Annotated in this window: 13 protein-coding genes; 8 read left to right on the forward strand and 5 right to left on the reverse strand. The window is 57.9% G+C overall.

Annotated features, from left to right (window positions below; translation table 11 throughout):
* The first annotated feature begins 226 nt into the window (after window positions 1-226).
* The 3 genes from ACIONG_RS27940 (at window position 227) to ACIONG_RS27950 (ending at window position 2,591) form a co-directional block, all read left to right on the forward strand.
* Complete coding sequence (locus ACIONG_RS27940) at window positions 227-667, forward strand: heme-binding protein (RefSeq protein WP_103306812.1); 441 nt, start codon at window positions 227-229, stop codon at window positions 665-667.
* Between the two features lie 95 nt (window positions 668-762).
* Complete coding sequence (locus ACIONG_RS27945; protein WP_213027973.1) at window positions 763-1,833, forward strand: hypothetical protein; 1,071 nt, start codon at window positions 763-765, stop codon at window positions 1,831-1,833.
* A gap of 299 nt (window positions 1,834-2,132) precedes the next feature.
* Window positions 2,133-2,591 (forward strand): REP-associated tyrosine transposase, encoded by a 459-nt coding sequence (locus ACIONG_RS27950; protein ID WP_103306810.1) that lies wholly within the window; start codon window positions 2,133-2,135, stop codon window positions 2,589-2,591.
* 360 nt (window positions 2,592-2,951) lie between these two features.
* Here the strand turns inward: ACIONG_RS27950 and ACIONG_RS27955 are convergent, their stop codons facing one another.
* A complete protein-coding gene (locus ACIONG_RS27955) occupies window positions 2,952-3,557 on the reverse strand; it encodes a TetR/AcrR family transcriptional regulator (protein WP_007919931.1) in 606 nt (201 codons plus the stop codon).
* 135 nt (window positions 3,558-3,692) lie between these two features.
* Here ACIONG_RS27955 and ACIONG_RS27960 point away from each other — a divergent pair, with 135 nt between their 5' ends.
* The gene (locus ACIONG_RS27960) at window positions 3,693-4,607 is read left to right on the forward strand and encodes a DUF808 domain-containing protein (protein ID WP_315446288.1); all 915 of its coding nucleotides are present in this window, start codon (window positions 3,693-3,695) and stop codon (window positions 4,605-4,607) included.
* A gap of 172 nt (window positions 4,608-4,779) precedes the next feature.
* Here ACIONG_RS27960 and ACIONG_RS27965 read toward each other — a convergent pair whose 3' ends face one another.
* Together ACIONG_RS27965 and ACIONG_RS27970 are read right to left on the reverse strand one after the other, a co-directional pair.
* The gene (locus tag ACIONG_RS27965; RefSeq protein WP_213027974.1) at window positions 4,780-5,568 is read right to left on the reverse strand and encodes a VacJ family lipoprotein; all 789 of its coding nucleotides are present in this window, start codon (window positions 5,566-5,568) and stop codon (window positions 4,780-4,782) included.
* Window positions 5,561-6,859 (reverse strand): serine/threonine protein kinase, encoded by a 1,299-nt coding sequence (locus tag ACIONG_RS27970; protein ID WP_103307413.1) that lies wholly within the window; start codon window positions 6,857-6,859, stop codon window positions 5,561-5,563. The genes ACIONG_RS27965 and ACIONG_RS27970 overlap by 8 nt, the downstream gene beginning before the upstream one ends.
* A 224-nt stretch (window positions 6,860-7,083) precedes the next feature.
* On the opposite strand from ACIONG_RS27970, the gene ACIONG_RS27975 reads away from it, so the two are divergent.
* On the forward strand, window positions 7,084-7,452 hold the full coding sequence (locus ACIONG_RS27975; protein ID WP_315446289.1) for a hypothetical protein: 369 nt from the start codon (window positions 7,084-7,086) through the stop codon (window positions 7,450-7,452).
* Window positions 7,453-7,573: 121 nt separating this feature from the next.
* Here the strand turns inward: ACIONG_RS27975 and ACIONG_RS27980 are convergent, their stop codons facing one another.
* Window positions 7,574-9,169, reverse strand: a complete 1,596-nt coding sequence (locus ACIONG_RS27980; RefSeq protein ID WP_401304033.1) for a beta (1-6) glucans synthase — start codon at window positions 9,167-9,169, stop codon at window positions 7,574-7,576.
* Between the two features lie 287 nt (window positions 9,170-9,456).
* Here ACIONG_RS27980 and ACIONG_RS27985 point away from each other — a divergent pair, with 287 nt between their 5' ends.
* The 3 genes from ACIONG_RS27985 to ACIONG_RS27995 all read left to right on the forward strand — a co-directional run bounded on the left by ACIONG_RS27985 (window position 9,457) and on the right by ACIONG_RS27995 (window position 12,516).
* Window positions 9,457-10,308 (forward strand): glycine betaine ABC transporter substrate-binding protein, encoded by an 852-nt coding sequence (locus ACIONG_RS27985; RefSeq protein WP_103307416.1) that lies wholly within the window; start codon window positions 9,457-9,459, stop codon window positions 10,306-10,308.
* Between the two features lie 241 nt (window positions 10,309-10,549).
* Window positions 10,550-10,861 carry a DUF485 domain-containing protein gene (locus tag ACIONG_RS27990; RefSeq protein ID WP_103307417.1) on the forward strand — a complete coding sequence of 104 codons (312 nt, stop codon included), beginning with the start codon at window positions 10,550-10,552 and terminating at the stop codon, window positions 10,859-10,861.
* The gene (locus tag ACIONG_RS27995) at window positions 10,858-12,516 is read left to right on the forward strand and encodes a cation acetate symporter (RefSeq protein ID WP_103307418.1); all 1,659 of its coding nucleotides are present in this window, start codon (window positions 10,858-10,860) and stop codon (window positions 12,514-12,516) included. Before ACIONG_RS27990 ends, ACIONG_RS27995 begins: the two co-directional genes overlap by 4 nt.
* A gap of 1,232 nt (window positions 12,517-13,748) precedes the next feature.
* On the opposite strand, the gene ACIONG_RS28000 is transcribed toward ACIONG_RS27995, so the two are convergent.
* Window positions 13,749-14,370, reverse strand: a 622-nt coding sequence (locus ACIONG_RS28000; protein WP_401304036.1) for a citrate/2-methylcitrate synthase, incomplete at its 5' end; no start/stop codon positions are given.

Raw genomic sequence — 14,370 nt, forward strand, 5'->3', positions numbered from 1 at the left:
TTTGCGCAGAGTGTATTCACGGCGGACGGCGCAGGTCAATCCATTTTCTCAAGCGCCTGTTTCATTCGTCGGAAGCCTGTATGGCTGTGGCTTTTCGTCGCATGTGGCGCTTTTCGAAAATTATTGTATACAAAAAAATAACTCATTGTGTTCTATTTGTTGCATCGGGCTGCGGCAGAAAACCGCAGCCCCACGACTTTCCCAATAACAAAATGAGGACGGCACCATGAGCGCTTTAACCTTGAAAGTCGCAGTCAACCTGGTCAACCAGGCCATCAGCGCCGGGCGGGGCATCAACGCCGCGCCGCTGACCATCGCGGTACTCGATACCGGCGGGCACCTGATCACTCTGCAACGCGAAGACGGCGCCAGCCTGCTGCGCCCGCAGATCGCCATCGGCAAAGCCTGGGGCGCCATCGCGCTGGGCAAGGGCTCACGCCTGTTGGCGCTCGACGCGCAACAACGGCCGGCGTTTATTGCTGCGCTGAACAGCATGGGCCAGGGCAGCGTCGTGCCGGCACCGGGTGGTGTGCTGATCCGCGATCAGGCGGGGAACGTGCTGGGTGCGATCGGCATCAGCGGCGATCTGTCGGACATCGATGAGCAGGTGGCAATCAAAGCGGTGGAGGCGCTGGATTTGAAAGCGGACGCGGGAGTGGCTTCTTGATCTGAACGCAATCACCCCGGTTGGCATTGAGGTGGTGACGAATCGGGGTGGCGTCGATAGACTGCCGCCCCGTTTTTGTATCAAGGAAGATCAGCGTGAAAACGCTCATTCGTATTTCTCTGGCCACGGCCATGACCCTCTGCACGACCTTTCTGCACGCCGCCGAACCGCTGGACGCCGACGAAATCGCGTTCCAGGCGCTTAGCCCGGTGGTGTCCGCGTTGCTCAATGCCGACGATGTACCCGAGTTGATGGAGCGGGCCGAGAAGCTCGAAGACACCGATACGCTGCAGGCGATTGCGGTTTATCTGGCGGCCACCCGTGAAGATCCCAAGCAACTGAAGGCGCCTTACCAGGTCGCTGCACTGTTCGCCCGCCGTGGCGATGACAAGCTGGCCCTGCGCTTTCTCAAAGAGGCCGATGATCGCGGCCTGTGGTTCGGCCCGTTGCTGGCCGGTGACGAGGATTTCTCCGAGTTGCGCGACACCGCCACCTATAAATCCGTGCTGGCCAATGCTCAGGAGCGCTACAAGAAAATCGCCGTCGGCAAGGTCGGCGCGATTTCGGTGCTCAACCCGTCTGCCGGCATTCCCGCGCCCAAAGCTTGCCGTCCGGTCGTGGTGTGGCTGCACGGTTACGGCATCAACGGTGAACTGGATGAAAGTGATCAGCCGCTGGCAGATACCGGGGCAATCATTCTCGGCATCAATGGCACGGAAATGATCAATGCCACCAACAGTTTCCGCTGGATCGGCCCGGGTTTCGAAGGCACGCACAAGGTTGTACAGAAAGGCTTGAAAGAGCTGGAAGCGCAGCAGTGCATCGACCGCAAACGCGTCTACCTGATGGGCTTCTCCCAGGGTTCGCAACACGCGGGTGCCTTGCTGGCCCAGCATCCGGAGGATTACGCGGGTGCGCTGCTGGTCTCACCCGGCGGCATGCAGCCGACCCCGACGGTGAGCAAGGCTCGTGGCAAAAGGGTGTTTGTGATCAACGGCAAAAAAGAAGGGCCAGGCAATCAGCAGATGACGGTCGATTTCCGCCAGCTGTTCAGTGACGGCAATGAGGTGAAGTCCCGTACCCATGAAGGTGGACACTTCTACCCGGATGACTGGAAAACTTCGTTTCCGCAGGCGCTGCGTTGGGTGATGGGTGAAGAGGGTTGAAACGAAAGATCGCCGCGGATGTGCAGTGAATGCATGTTCTCTGGCGTCTGATCGATAGCCATCGCTGGCAAGCCAGCTCCCACAGGTTTCTGTGTTGAACGTGGGTTTTGCGAACAACACAAACCAACTGCCACAGGTTTATGTGTTGAAACCAGATTCAGCGAGCAACACAAATCCCTGTGGGAGCTGGCTTGCCAGCGATGGCGGACTGACTGACACATCAAGATAAAAGACTGGCACAGCCAGATAGACCACTGAGGTCTAGCCTTCTGATGAACACATCATGAAGGGGCAATGGATTGCCTGATCTTCCCGCATCACATCGTCTGCGAACCGGCCGCTATGCCGAGCACCATCGAATCTACTTACTGACCACTAACACACTAGATCGCGAACCGATCTTTTCCGATTTCGCGTTGGGCCGATTGGTTGTTCGGCAGTTTCGTCGGGCGCAAGATCTTGGACTGGCAAAATCATTGGCGTGGGTTGTCATGCCTGACCATTTCCATTGGCTTGTCGAATTGGAGAATTGTTCTCTGCACAAGTTGATGCGCGAGACCAAGTCCCTGATTACGCGTGAAGTGAATCTTTCAAGTGGTAGAAGTGGGCCGCTTTGGCAGCAGGGTTTCCATGATCGCGCATTGAGGCGGGAAGATGATCTGGTGAAAATGGCGCGCTATGTAGTGGCCAACCCATTGCGGGCAGGCTTGGTGGAAAAGCTTGGCGACTATCCACTGTGGGATGCTATCTGGGTTTAATCCAGGACCGAGTCGCCGCCATCGCTGGCAAGCCAGCTCCCACAGGTTTCTGTGTTGAACACAGATTCAGCAAACAGCACAAATCCCTGTGGGAGCTGTGTTGAACACAGATTCAGCAAACAGCACAAATCCCTGTGGGAGCTGTGTTGAACCCAGATTCAGCAAACAGCACAAATCTCTGTGGGAGCTGTGTTGAACCCAGATTCAGCAAAAACAATACAAATCCCTGTGGGAGCTGTGTTGAACACAGATTCAGTAAACAGCACAAATCCATGTGGGAGCTGTGTTGAACGCAGATTCAGTAAACAATACAAATCCCTGTGGGAGCTGGCTTGCCAGCGATAGCCGCACCACGGTCTATCAGTCCGGCTCACACCCTTTGAGCACCAATCGAATAATCGTCTGCGCTGCCGCCTCGTAATCCGCCTCGTCCAGCTTGTCCTTGCCGGTGACTGCAGAAATCTGCCAGTCGAAGTCGGCGTAGGTCTGGGTCGCGGCCCAGATGCTGAACATCAGATGATTGGGGTCGATCGGGGCGATCTGGCCACGGTCGATCCAGCTCTGGATGCAGTCGATGTTGTGCTTGGCCTGGCCGTTGAGCTGCTCGACCAGGTCGGCGCTCAGGTGCGGGGCGCCGTGCATGATTTCGCTGGCGAAGACCTTGGAGGCGAAGGGCAGGTCGCGGGAGATGCGGATCTTCGAGCGGATGTAGCCGCTGAGCACTTCGCTCGGCACGCCATCCGGGTTGAACGGTGTCGACGCTTGCAGAATCGGCACGATGATACTTTCCAGCACCTCGCGATAGAGGTTTTCCTTGGACTTGAAGTAGTAGTAGACGTTGGGCTTGGGCAATCCTGCCTTGGCGGCGATGTCGCTGGTTTTGGTCGCAGCGAAGCCCTTGTCGGCAAACTCCTCACTGGCGGCACGCAGGATCAGTTCTTTGTTGCGCTCGCGGATTGTGCTCATAAACCCGGTGGTTCCTTGCCTGTTCTGGCGGTTGCGCATGGTAGCACCGGCCTCGCGCGACGCTCAAGAATGCCCCGTGTGGTCTGTGGTCGCGTTATGCTTCGCAACATTCATACATAGAAGGAAACAGGATTCATGGCAGGAAGCAGTTTGCTGGTGCTGGTCGACGATATTGCCACCGTGCTGGATGACGTGGCGTTGATGAGCAAAATGGCCGCCAAGAAGACCGCCGGGGTGCTCGGCGACGACTTGGCGCTGAATGCCCAGCAAGTCTCCGGCGTGCGCGCCGAGCGGGAAATTCCCGTGGTCTGGGCGGTGGCCAAGGGCTCGTTCGTCAACAAACTGATTCTGGTGCCGTCGGCGTTGGCGATCAGTGCGTTCGTGCCGTGGCTGGTGACGCCGCTGTTGATGGTCGGTGGCGCGTACCTGTGTTTCGAAGGTTTCGAGAAGCTCGCGCACAAATTCCTGCACAGCAAGACTGAAGATGACGCCGAGCACGCGCAACTGACCGAGGCCGTAGCCGATCCGGCCACTGATCTGGTGGCGTACGAGAAGGACAAGATCAAAGGCGCGATCCGCACCGACTTCATTCTTTCGGCAGAAATCATCGCGATCACACTGGGCACGGTGGCCGATGCCTCGCTGACTCAGCAGGTCATCGTGATGTCTGGCATCGCGATTGTCATGACCGTCGGCGTTTACGGTCTGGTGGCGGGCATCGTCAAGCTCGACGACCTCGGCTTGTGGCTGACGCAGAAGCCTGGGCAAGTGGCCAAAAAAATCGGCAGCGGTATTTTGACGGCGGCGCCGTACATGATGAAAACCCTGTCGGTGGTGGGCACGGCGGCGATGTTCCTGGTCGGCGGCGGCATCCTCACTCACGGCATTCCAGTGGTGCATCACTGGATTGAAAGCGTTGGCGCGGCGGCGGGAAGTGCCGGCTTTGTGGTGCCGGTGCTGCTCAACGGTGTAGCGGGGATTATTGCCGGTGCGGTGGTGTTGGCGGTTGTCTCGGTCGTTGGCAAGATCTGGAAAGCAGTAAAGAACTAACCTACAACACAAAACCTTTGTAGGAGTGAGCCTGCTCGCGATAGCGGTGTGTCAGTCATGACCTGACACACCGCTATCGCGAGCAGGCTCACTCCTACAGTTTGATCTTTGTGGTGCCATGAAAAAGGGCCATTCGACTCGCATCGAATGGCCCTTTTTTGTTGCCGCCTACTTATTCGGCAATCTGCAACTTGCGTGACTCGGTGTACACGTAACGCACCTTCTCGTATTCGAACGGCGAGTTCAGTTGACCGTAACGGAAACTGGTCTGGTAGCGCTTGTCGACGGCGCGCAGGGCCCAGATTTCCGGGTGGTTGGAGCTGACTTCCGAAACGTTGAGGAAGTTGATCGCCGTTTCAGCGCTGTAATCCACAGCCAGACCGGCGGTGTCACGCAGGTTCGACGGGCCGAGGATCGGCAGGACGAAGTACGCGCCACCCGGTACGCCGTAGAAGCCCAGGGTCTGCCCGAAGTCTTCGCTCTGGCGCGGCAGGCCCATCGCAGTGGCCGGGTCCCACAGGCCGGCGATGCCGATCGTGGTGTTGAGCAGCAGGCGCGCGGTGGTTTCCATCGAGCGCTGGCCCTTGAACTGCAACAAGCTGTTGACCAGGTTCGGCACATCGCCAAGGTTGTTGAAGAAGTTGCTCACGCCCGTACGCACGAAGCTTGGCGTGATGTAGCGATAGCCATCGACCACGGGCAGGAACACCCATTGGTCGAAGCGGTAGTTGAAGTGGTAAACGCGACGGTTCCACTCTTCCAGCGGGTCATAGACGTTCAGCGCGTTGAGCGTCGACCGCTCGAATTCACGCTGATCCAGCCCCGCGTTGAACTTGAGTTTCGACAGCGGCTCCTTGAAACCGTCACTGTCGACGACCACTGGTGCATTGGCTTTGCTGTTGTCGGCCTGGGCCACGCCTGCACAGAGTAACGCTGCAATCAGCAGGAGATATTTAGCCACGGAAGAACTCCAGCATGGCGTCGCTGTTGACGCGGTAGTTAAGGTTGCCGCAATGGCCGCCCAGTGGGTAAACGGTCAGGCGATCGCCAAAGGTCTTGCGCAGGAAGCCGAGGTCGCCCGGGCCGAGGATCACGTCGTCGGCGTTGTGCATCACGGCGATTTTCGGGCTGTCGTGCAGATAATCCTTCAGCGCGTACAGGCTGACCTGATCGATCAGTTGCAGCAGGCTGCCGCCGTCGGTACGGGCGCGCCACATCGGAATCACCTGTTCGGTCAGGTAGCAATCGAAGTCGCATTGCAGTGCACGCTTGAGGAACGGCGTGAGGCTGGTGCCTTCGGTGATCGGAAATTTCGGCGGGGTGATCAGGCCGCGACGGTTGATCAGGTCCGAAGTGAAGGCGATGTCGGCGGCCGAGAAGCGGAACGAGGTGCCGATCAGCATTGCCATCTGCTCATTGCTCAGATGCTGCTTGGACTGCTGGAAGTCATACAGCAGGGCATCGTTGAGGTCGATGTAGCCTTTCTGCTGGAAGTAGCGGGTCAGTTTGCCCAGTACCAGTTCATAGAACGTGGTGCTGTTGTTGATGCCTTTGACTTCGGTCTGCACCAGCTTGTCGAGGTTGGTGATCGAGGTGTAGAGGTTGACCGGCGGGTTGAGCAGCAGGACTTTCTTGAAGTTGAAGCTGCGTCGGGTTTCGTCCAGGTGCGCAACGAATGCGGCATCCAGAGCGCCGAGGCTGTAACCGCTGAGGTAGTAGTCAGTGACCGGCACTTTCGGGTTTTGCGCCCGCACGGCCTGCATCACGCGGTACATGTCTTCGGCGTCTTCCTTGGTCACGCCCGGGGTGGCGAAGCGTGAAGCGGCGCTGATGAAGTCGAAACTGGTCGGCGACGACAGTTGCACGACGTGGTAGCCGGCCTTGTAGTAGAGCTTTTTCAGGTATTCGTTGAGCGTGCTGTCGTAGCGCGCACCGGTGCCGGCGATCAGGAAGATCAGCGGTGCCGGTTTGTCCTGCTCGGCGATGCGATAGGTGAGCTTTTTCACCGCCCAGAAGTTGTCCGGCAGGATGAACGCTCGCTCCGGACGCAGGGTGACGCTGCGATCCGACTGATTGATGTCGTCATCCAGCGGCAGTTCCGGACGCAGGTCCGGCGGAGTCGTGGCGATGGTCGCCTCGAACGGGTTGGTCAGGGGGTAGCCATAGCTGGCGGCGTCGATATCCACCGCCAGTGCGGACGCACTCAGAATAAGGCCGCTGAACAGCGCGGCGAAGCGCAAGGAACGGAGCATGACTAGATCCCTTAGAGGAAGGTGCCGAATGAAGTTCGCAGGCTATGACCACCGGGTTTGCGCCAAAGTGCCATGCCGCGGCACCAAACAGGCAGAATTCGGAGTAATAGTAGCTGGACGATACACTTTGCACGGATTGGATGACTAGTTAACTGTTGTTAGTGCTTGCGTATGGATGGCGGCAGATTAAGCTGGCCGCCGATTTCCGAAGATTGGAGTGCTTCATGTCTCGCCGCTTGCCCGTGATTCTGCTGCTTGTTTTGCTGCCGCTATGGCTGGCCGCCAGTTATGGCGCGCGCTATGGCTTTATGGAGGACGGGCAGTGGGTCGGCATCTGCGTTGATGAGGCGAGCCGATGGGAGTGTCAGCTGCGCTCGAACCTGGGGCTGATGATTCACTTCAAGGTATTGGGCTGGACGGCGTTGGGTGCGGCGTTGCTCGGTTTTGTCGTGCCGGGGCGGGCAGGGTGGTGGCTGGCGGTGCTGGCGCTGATGGTCGGGTTGCCGGCACTGGCGTTGTACAACACGACACTGGCGGTGTTTGCGGTGGTGATTGCCGGGTTGCGGCTGGTCAGAGCTTCCCGTAGCGCCTGACAGTCAGCCATCGCTGGCAAGCCAGCTCCCACAGTTTTTGGGTCGTGCACACATGTCGTGTTAACCCATACCTCTGTGGGAGCTGGCTTGCCAGCGATGAGGGCGGTACAGACGCCGAAGATCAGCGGGTACGAACCCGCAAGCAACGCCACAGCGCACTCACCATCAACCCGCTGACCAGCGCCCAACCCCACGCCTGCTGATTCTGCAACCCTTCCTGATACAACTGCGGCGCAATGCCCGCACCGACAATAAACGTCAGCAACGCGATTTCCCTGCGCGGCACGCTCACCGGCCGGCACATATAAACCAGCGCAGGCACCACAAACGCCATGCTCGCAAAACTGCGATAGCGCGCATCAAACACCATTTCCAGCATCATCACCGCCGCTGCAAAACCGGCTGCGGCCACCAGCCACCCGGCACGACGCTCCAGCAGGTTGAAGGCTTTTTTACGCCAGCCAATACGAGCGCTCAATGTCAGCGCGGCATGTGCAAGCACCAATAGATTCAGTGCCGTCAACAACCCGACCCACAGCCACTCGCTGGTGAATCGTGTGGTGACTCGCGCCAGATCGCCCCAGGCGCCAATCGAACAAGCGGCGAGGGCGCCCAGCAGCGGCAAGATCAGTGCCGAGCGTGTCGTGCGAACCCGGCCGCCGAGGATCAGGGTGCCGAGGAAGATCAGTCCTCCGACCGCCAGCCATTCTTTCCAGTACGGCACATTGGTCACGGGACCGGCGAGTACGCCTTTATCCTGACGATCGGCGTCAAACAGCCCCCAATACCCGCCAACCGCGCCTTCGCTTGCCCGCTTCCATGGCTGGTCAAACGCCTCGATCAGGTTGTAATGCCAGCCTTCTTTCTCGGCCATTGCGACAAACCCGCGAATGAACTTGGCTTCGTTGACCCGGCTCGGCAGCGCGGTCTCACGCTGGCGACCTTCGCTCGGCCAACCGGTTTCGCCAATCATCACGTCCTTGGGTGCGAACTTGTTGCCAAACACCTGACGCACGTCCGCGACATGTTGCAGGGCCGCGTCGATGTTCGACGGATCATCTTCCCAGTACGGCAGCAGGTGAATGGTCAAGAAGTCCACCGCCGGCGCGATTTCCGGATGCTTGAGCCAGAACTCCCAGACATCGGCGTAGGTAACCGGTTGCTTGACCTGGCTTTTGACCTTGTTGATCAGTCGGGCCAGTTGCGCGCCGGTGACTTCCTTGCGCAGCAACGCTTCGTTGCCGACGATCACCGCACTGACCACGTCCGGGTTGGCATTGGCCGATTTGATCAGCAGATCGACTTCCTTCTCGGTGTCTACCGGATTGCTGTTGACCCAGGCGCCGATCATTAACTTCAAGCCATGCTTGCGCGCCAGATCAGGCAACGCTTCGAGGCCGGTCATGGAATACGTGCGGATGCACTCAAAGCGCGTCGACAGTAATGCAAGGTCAGCGTCCATGCGCTCCGGGCGCAGCTTGAACGGCACGTCGAACGGCGATTGGTCTTTATCGAAAGGGGTGTAGGAGGCGCATTGCAGCTTGTGCGTCGGCGTCGCGGCGTCTGGCAGAATCACCGGTTTACCCAAGCCGTACCAGAAGCCGCCAAGCGCGAACAGGCCAAGCAGGCAGGCGAAGATATATGGAAGAAAAGGAAAGCGGGAGGTCGCGGACATGGTCAGGCCGAGTGGCTGCAAAGCGACGCATGTTACCTGCATTTAAGCGGGGGTTGGTGGCTCGCATGATTTTGACATGCAAAGTTCGGGCGGATTATTTGGCGTCATTTATATAGGCGCGGTTAATGGCCTTCTGATGTCGTTTCTCGTTGCCTTGAGGTCGCTGACAGAGCAGGTCGCGATGGTCGTCAGGTTGATGATCGAAAGCGTCAGCACTCCACTGGCAGTCGAGCGAGTTTGCGGTCGGGCGTGATGGGGGCGCTGTGCACCATAACAATACGTTGACGTCGCCCGTCATCCGTCGGGCGCAGCATTTCGGGGAAGTAACGATGAAGATGCGACGACTTTTAGGCACAGGTGCCGCTCTGGTGCTTGCGATGAGTTCCACATTTGCCAGCGCTGAAAAACAGACCCTGAACATCGGTTACGTTGACGGCTGGTCCGACAGCGTCGCGACCACCCACGTAGCGGCCGAAGTGATCAAGCAGAAACTCGGCTACGACGTGAAACTGCAAGCCGTCGCCACCGGAATCATGTGGCAAGGTGTCGCCACCGGCAAACTCGACGCCATGCTCTCCGCCTGGCTGCCCGTGACCCACGGTGAATACTGGACGAAGAATAAGGATCTGGTCGTCGACTACGGCCCGAACTTCAAGGACGCGAAAATCGGCCTGATCGTGCCGGAGTATGTGAAAGCCAAGTCGATCGAAGACCTCAAAACCGATGACACCTTCAAGAACCGCATTGTCGGCATCGACGCCGGTTCAGGCGTGATGCTCAAGACTGATCAGGCGATCAAGGATTACGGCCTCGACAAGTACAACCTCAAGGCCAGTTCCGGCGCAGGCATGATCGCCGAGCTGACTCGTGCCGAGAAGAAGAACGAATCCATCGCTGTCACCGGTTGGGTGCCGCACTGGATGTTCGCCAAGTGGAAACTGCGCTTCCTCGACGACCCGAAAGGCGTGTACGGCGCAGCTGAAACCGTCAACAGCATCGGTAGCAAAGAACTGGACGCCAAGGCGCCGGAAGTGGCCAAGTTCCTGAAGAACTTCCAGTGGGCGTCGAAAGACGAAATCGGCGAAGTCATGCTTGCCATTCAGGATGGTGCCAAACCTGAAGCAGCGGCCAAGGATTGGGTCGCCAAGCACCCGGATCGCGTGGCTGACTGGACTAAATAACCCGAAATAGCTTTTACCAATCCTGTGGGAGCGGGCTTGCCCGCGATAGCGGTCTGTCAGTTGACTGATAAGTTGGCTGACAAGACGCTATCGCTGGCAAGCCAGCTCCCACAGTTTTTTTTGTGCTTGAAATTGGCAAAAGGGTCATGGCGTTCTACTACTAAGGTCGTCTGTTACCGCGCTCGCAGCCGCATACATTAGCTATGTTCCAACAATAATCTGTGCTGCGAGGATAAAAACAATGAACGACAGCATTTACCTCTCGATTCAAAACAGTCCCCGATTCAAGGAGCTGGTGCGAAAAAGGGAAAAGTTCGCCTGGATACTCTCGGCGATCATGCTCGGGCTCTACTCCGGATTCATCCTTCTGATCGCTTACGGCCCGAAAGTGCTCGGGGCCAAACTCAGTCCCGAGTCTTCGATCACCTGGGGCATCCCGATCGGTGTCGGCTTGATTGTCTCGGCTTTCATCCTGACCGCGATCTACGTGCGCCGCGCCAATGGCGAGTTTGACGACCTGAACAATGCGATTCTCAAGGAGGCTCAGCAATGATCCGGCGTCTACTGGCTTTATTGAGCATCGCAGCGTTCGCGCCCGCCGTCTGGGCCGCTGAAGCCCTGACGGGTGAAGTCCACAAACAACCGCTCAACGTCTCCGCGATCGCCATGTTTGTGGTGTTCGTCGGTGCCACGCTGTGCATCACCTACTGGGCCTCGAAGCGTAACAAGTCGGCCGCCGACTACTATGCGGCGGGCGGCAAGATCACCGGTTTCCAGAACGGTCTGGCGATTGCCGGTGACTACATGTCAGCGGCGTCCTTCCTGGGGATTTCCGCGCTGGTGTTCACTTCCGGCTACGATGGTCTGATCTACTCGATCGGGTTCCTGGTGGGCTGGCCGATCATTTTGTTTCTGATCGCCGAGCGTCTGCGTAACCTGGGTAAATACACCTTTGCCGACGTGGCGTCCTACCGCCTCGGGCAAACCCAGATCCGCACGCTGTCGGCCTGCGGTTCGCTGGTGGTGGTGGCGTTCTATCTGATCGCGCAAATGGTTGGCGCCGGCAAGCTGATCCAGTTGCTGTTCGGTCTCGACTATTACGTCGCGGTGATTCTGGTTGGCATCCTGATGTGCATGTACGTGCTGTTCGGCGGCATGCTGGCGACCACTTGGGTGCAGATCATCAAAGCGGTGCTGTTGCTGTCGGGTGCCTCGTTCATGGCGCTGATGGTGATGAAGCACGTCAACTTCGACTTCAACATGCTGTTCTCCGAGGCGATCAAGGTTCACCCCAAAGGTGAGGCGATCATGAGCCCGGGCGGTCTGGTGAAAGATCCGATTTCGGCGTTCTCGCTGGGTCTGGCACTGATGTTCGGTACCGCCGGCCTGCCGCACATCCTGATGCGCTTCTTCACTGTGAGTGACGCTAAAGAAGCCCGTAAGAGCGTGCTGTACGCGACCGGGTTCATTGGTTATTTCTACATCCTGACGTTCATCATCGGCTTCGGCGCGATCTTGCTGGTCAGCACCAATCCGGCCTTTAAAGATGCGGCGGGCGCTTTGCTCGGTGGCAACAATATGGCGGCGGTGCACCTGGCTGATGCGGTGGGCGGCAGTATCTTCCTTGGCTTCATCTCGGCGGTGGCGTTTGCGACCATTCTGGCGGTTGTGGCGGGTCTGACTCTGGCCGGTGCTTCGGCGGTATCGCATGATCTGTATGCCAGTGTGATCAAGAAGGGCAAGGCCAACGACAAGGATGAGATTCGCGTTTCGAAGATCACCACGATTGCGCTGGGGATTCTGGCCATTGGTCTGGGCATTCTGTTTGAAAGCCAGAACATTGCGTTCATGGTGGGTCTGGCGTTCTCGATCGCGGCCAGCTGCAACTTCCCGGTGTTGTTGCTTTCGATGTACTGGAAGAAGTTGACTACCCGTGGCGCGATGATTGGCGGGTGGTTGGGGCTGGTGAGTGCGGTGGGGCTGATGATTCTTGGTCCGACCATCTGGGTGCAGATTCTGCATCATGAGAAGGCGATCTTCCCTTACGAGTATCCGGCGCTGTTTTCGATGATCATTGCTTTTGTCGGGATCTGGTTCTTCTCGATTACTGACAAGTCGGCGGCTGCGGATAATGAGCGGGCGCTGTTTTTCCCGCAGTTCGTGCGTTCGCAGACGGGGTTGGGGGCGAGTGGGGCGGTTTCGCATTGATGGTTTGATGGTTTTGTAGTGTTGTGCTGAATGCCCCGGTTGAGAGATCGGGGCATTTTTTGTGGGCGGTTATCGGACTTTGGTGGGTTTTTTGATTTTGGGTGTATATCCGTTTTTTTGGTGATGGCTACTTAGGGTTCCGCCCTTACGGCGGGTCACTTTTTCCAGACGCCGAAAAAGTAACCAAAAAGGCTTTACCCTGACGTACGGCCCTCGCTGTGGCTCGGGTTCCTTCGCTGCGGGATTGATCCGGGGGTCATCGCCTCCGGTTTGCTGCGCTGCACCTCCTCTCGATGTGTTTGGCTGCGCCAAACGGTCGCTGCGCTCCCACCCCGGATCAACCCCTCCGCTCAGCCTTCCGACGGGCGCTGAAGATCAAGAGCGGTACTCGAGCTAACGCTCATTGTGTTGAGTGGTGAAGATCAAGAGCGGTACTCGAGCTAACGCTCATTGTGATGAGTGGTGAAGATCAAGAGCGGTACTCGAGCTGACGCTCATTGTGTTGAGGGGTGAAGGTCAAGAGCGGTACTTGAGCTAACGCTCATTGTGTTGAGGGGTGAGAAGCGTGCGGTCGGCTTTGGTTTTGTGTTGGGTTTGCCCCTCACCCCAGCCCTCTCCCTCCGGGAGAGGGCTAGGGTCCAAGGAGAGGGGGGGCGATTTGTGAGCCTTTCAGAATCTGAGTTCGACTCGGTGTTTCATGTCGGCGTAGCTCTCCCAAACACCTCGGTCAGTCCCCTCTCCCTTCGGGAGAGGGCTAGGGTGAGGGGCTTTTGATTTGGCTTTTGATTTGGCTTTTGATTTGGCTTTTGATTTGGCTTTTGATTTGGCTTTTGATCTGGCTGTTGATCCTGCTCTTGATCTTCAGGCCCATCGGCAGGCCGAGCGGAGGTGTTCATCCGGGGTAGGCGCGCAGCGCCGTTTGGCGAAGCCAAACACATCGAGAGGAGGTGCAGCGCAGCAAACCGGAGGCGATGCCCCCGGATGGACACCGTAGCGAGGGAACACTGAGCCTAGGCGAAGTGCCGTACGTCAGGGAGCAGCCCTTTTGGTTACTTTTGGGGCGTTTGCCAAAAGTGACCCGCCGTAAGGGCGGAACCCTAAGCAGCCGTTACCGCAGCAACGGATATGCTCACAATTCCCAAACCCCCAAACCCCCAGACAAACAAAAACGGCCTCCATATAAATAGAGGCCGTTCCCGTTACAAACTTAAGACGTCATCGCAAGACAAGTCTTATTTGCGGTCTTCCAGCTTGGTAATGTCACGCGACTCATAGCCGGTGTACAACTGGCGCGGACGGCCAATCTTGTACGGGCTGGAGAGCATTTCTTTCCAGTGGGAGATCCAGCCAACAGTACGCGCCAGCGCAAAGATCACGGTGAACATGCTGGTCGGAATGCCGATCGCCTTGAGGATGATCCCCGAGTAGAAGTCGACGTTCGGGTACAGCGAGCGTTCGATGAAGTACGGGTCGGTCAGCGCGATCTCTTCCAGGCGCATCGCCAGTTCGAGTTGCGGATCGTTGTTGATGCCCAATTCCTTCAGCACTTCGTCGCAGGTCTGCTTCATTACAGTCGCGCGAGGGTCGCGGTTCTTGTAAACGCGGTGACCGAAGCCCATCAGTTTGAACGGATCGTTCTTGTCCTTGGCCTTGGCGATGAACTTGTCGATGTTCGAAACATCGCCAATCTCGTCAAGCATGGTCAGAACGGCTTCGTTCGCGCCGCCGTGGGCAGGGCCCCACAGTGCGGCGATGCCGGCGGCGATACAGGCGAACGGGTTGGCACCCGAAGAGCCGGCCAGACGCACGGTGGAAGTCGATGCGTTCTGCTCGTGGTCGGCATGGAGGATGAGG

Source organism: Pseudomonas sp. NPDC087817, assembly GCF_044742875.1.
Lineage (GTDB): Bacteria > Pseudomonadota > Gammaproteobacteria > Pseudomonadales > Pseudomonadaceae > Aquipseudomonas.

Bases quoted from the DNA above. Each gene is read 5' to 3' on its own strand.
- ACIONG_RS27975 (WP_315446289.1), top strand. From the start codon at position 7,084: ATGTCTCGCCGCTTGCCCGTGATTCTGCTGCTTGTTTTGCTGCCGCTA.
- ACIONG_RS27995 (WP_103307418.1), top strand. From the start codon at position 10,858: ATGATCCGGCGTCTACTGGCTTTATTGAGCATCGCAGCGTTCGCGCCC.
- ACIONG_RS27970 (WP_103307413.1), bottom strand. From the start codon at position 6,859: ATGCTCCGTTCCTTGCGCTTCGCCGCGCTGTTCAGCGGCCTTATTCTG.
- ACIONG_RS27960 (WP_315446288.1), top strand. From the start codon at position 3,693: ATGGCAGGAAGCAGTTTGCTGGTGCTGGTCGACGATATTGCCACCGTG.
- ACIONG_RS27980 (WP_401304033.1), bottom strand. From the start codon at position 9,169: ATGCAGGTAACATGCGTCGCTTTGCAGCCACTCGGCCTGACCATGTCC.
- ACIONG_RS27985 (WP_103307416.1), top strand. From the start codon at position 9,457: ATGAAGATGCGACGACTTTTAGGCACAGGTGCCGCTCTGGTGCTTGCG.
- ACIONG_RS27990 (WP_103307417.1), top strand. From the start codon at position 10,550: ATGAACGACAGCATTTACCTCTCGATTCAAAACAGTCCCCGATTCAAG.
- ACIONG_RS27940 (WP_103306812.1), top strand. From the start codon at position 227: ATGAGCGCTTTAACCTTGAAAGTCGCAGTCAACCTGGTCAACCAGGCC.
- ACIONG_RS27955 (WP_007919931.1), bottom strand. From the start codon at position 3,557: ATGAGCACAATCCGCGAGCGCAACAAAGAACTGATCCTGCGTGCCGCC.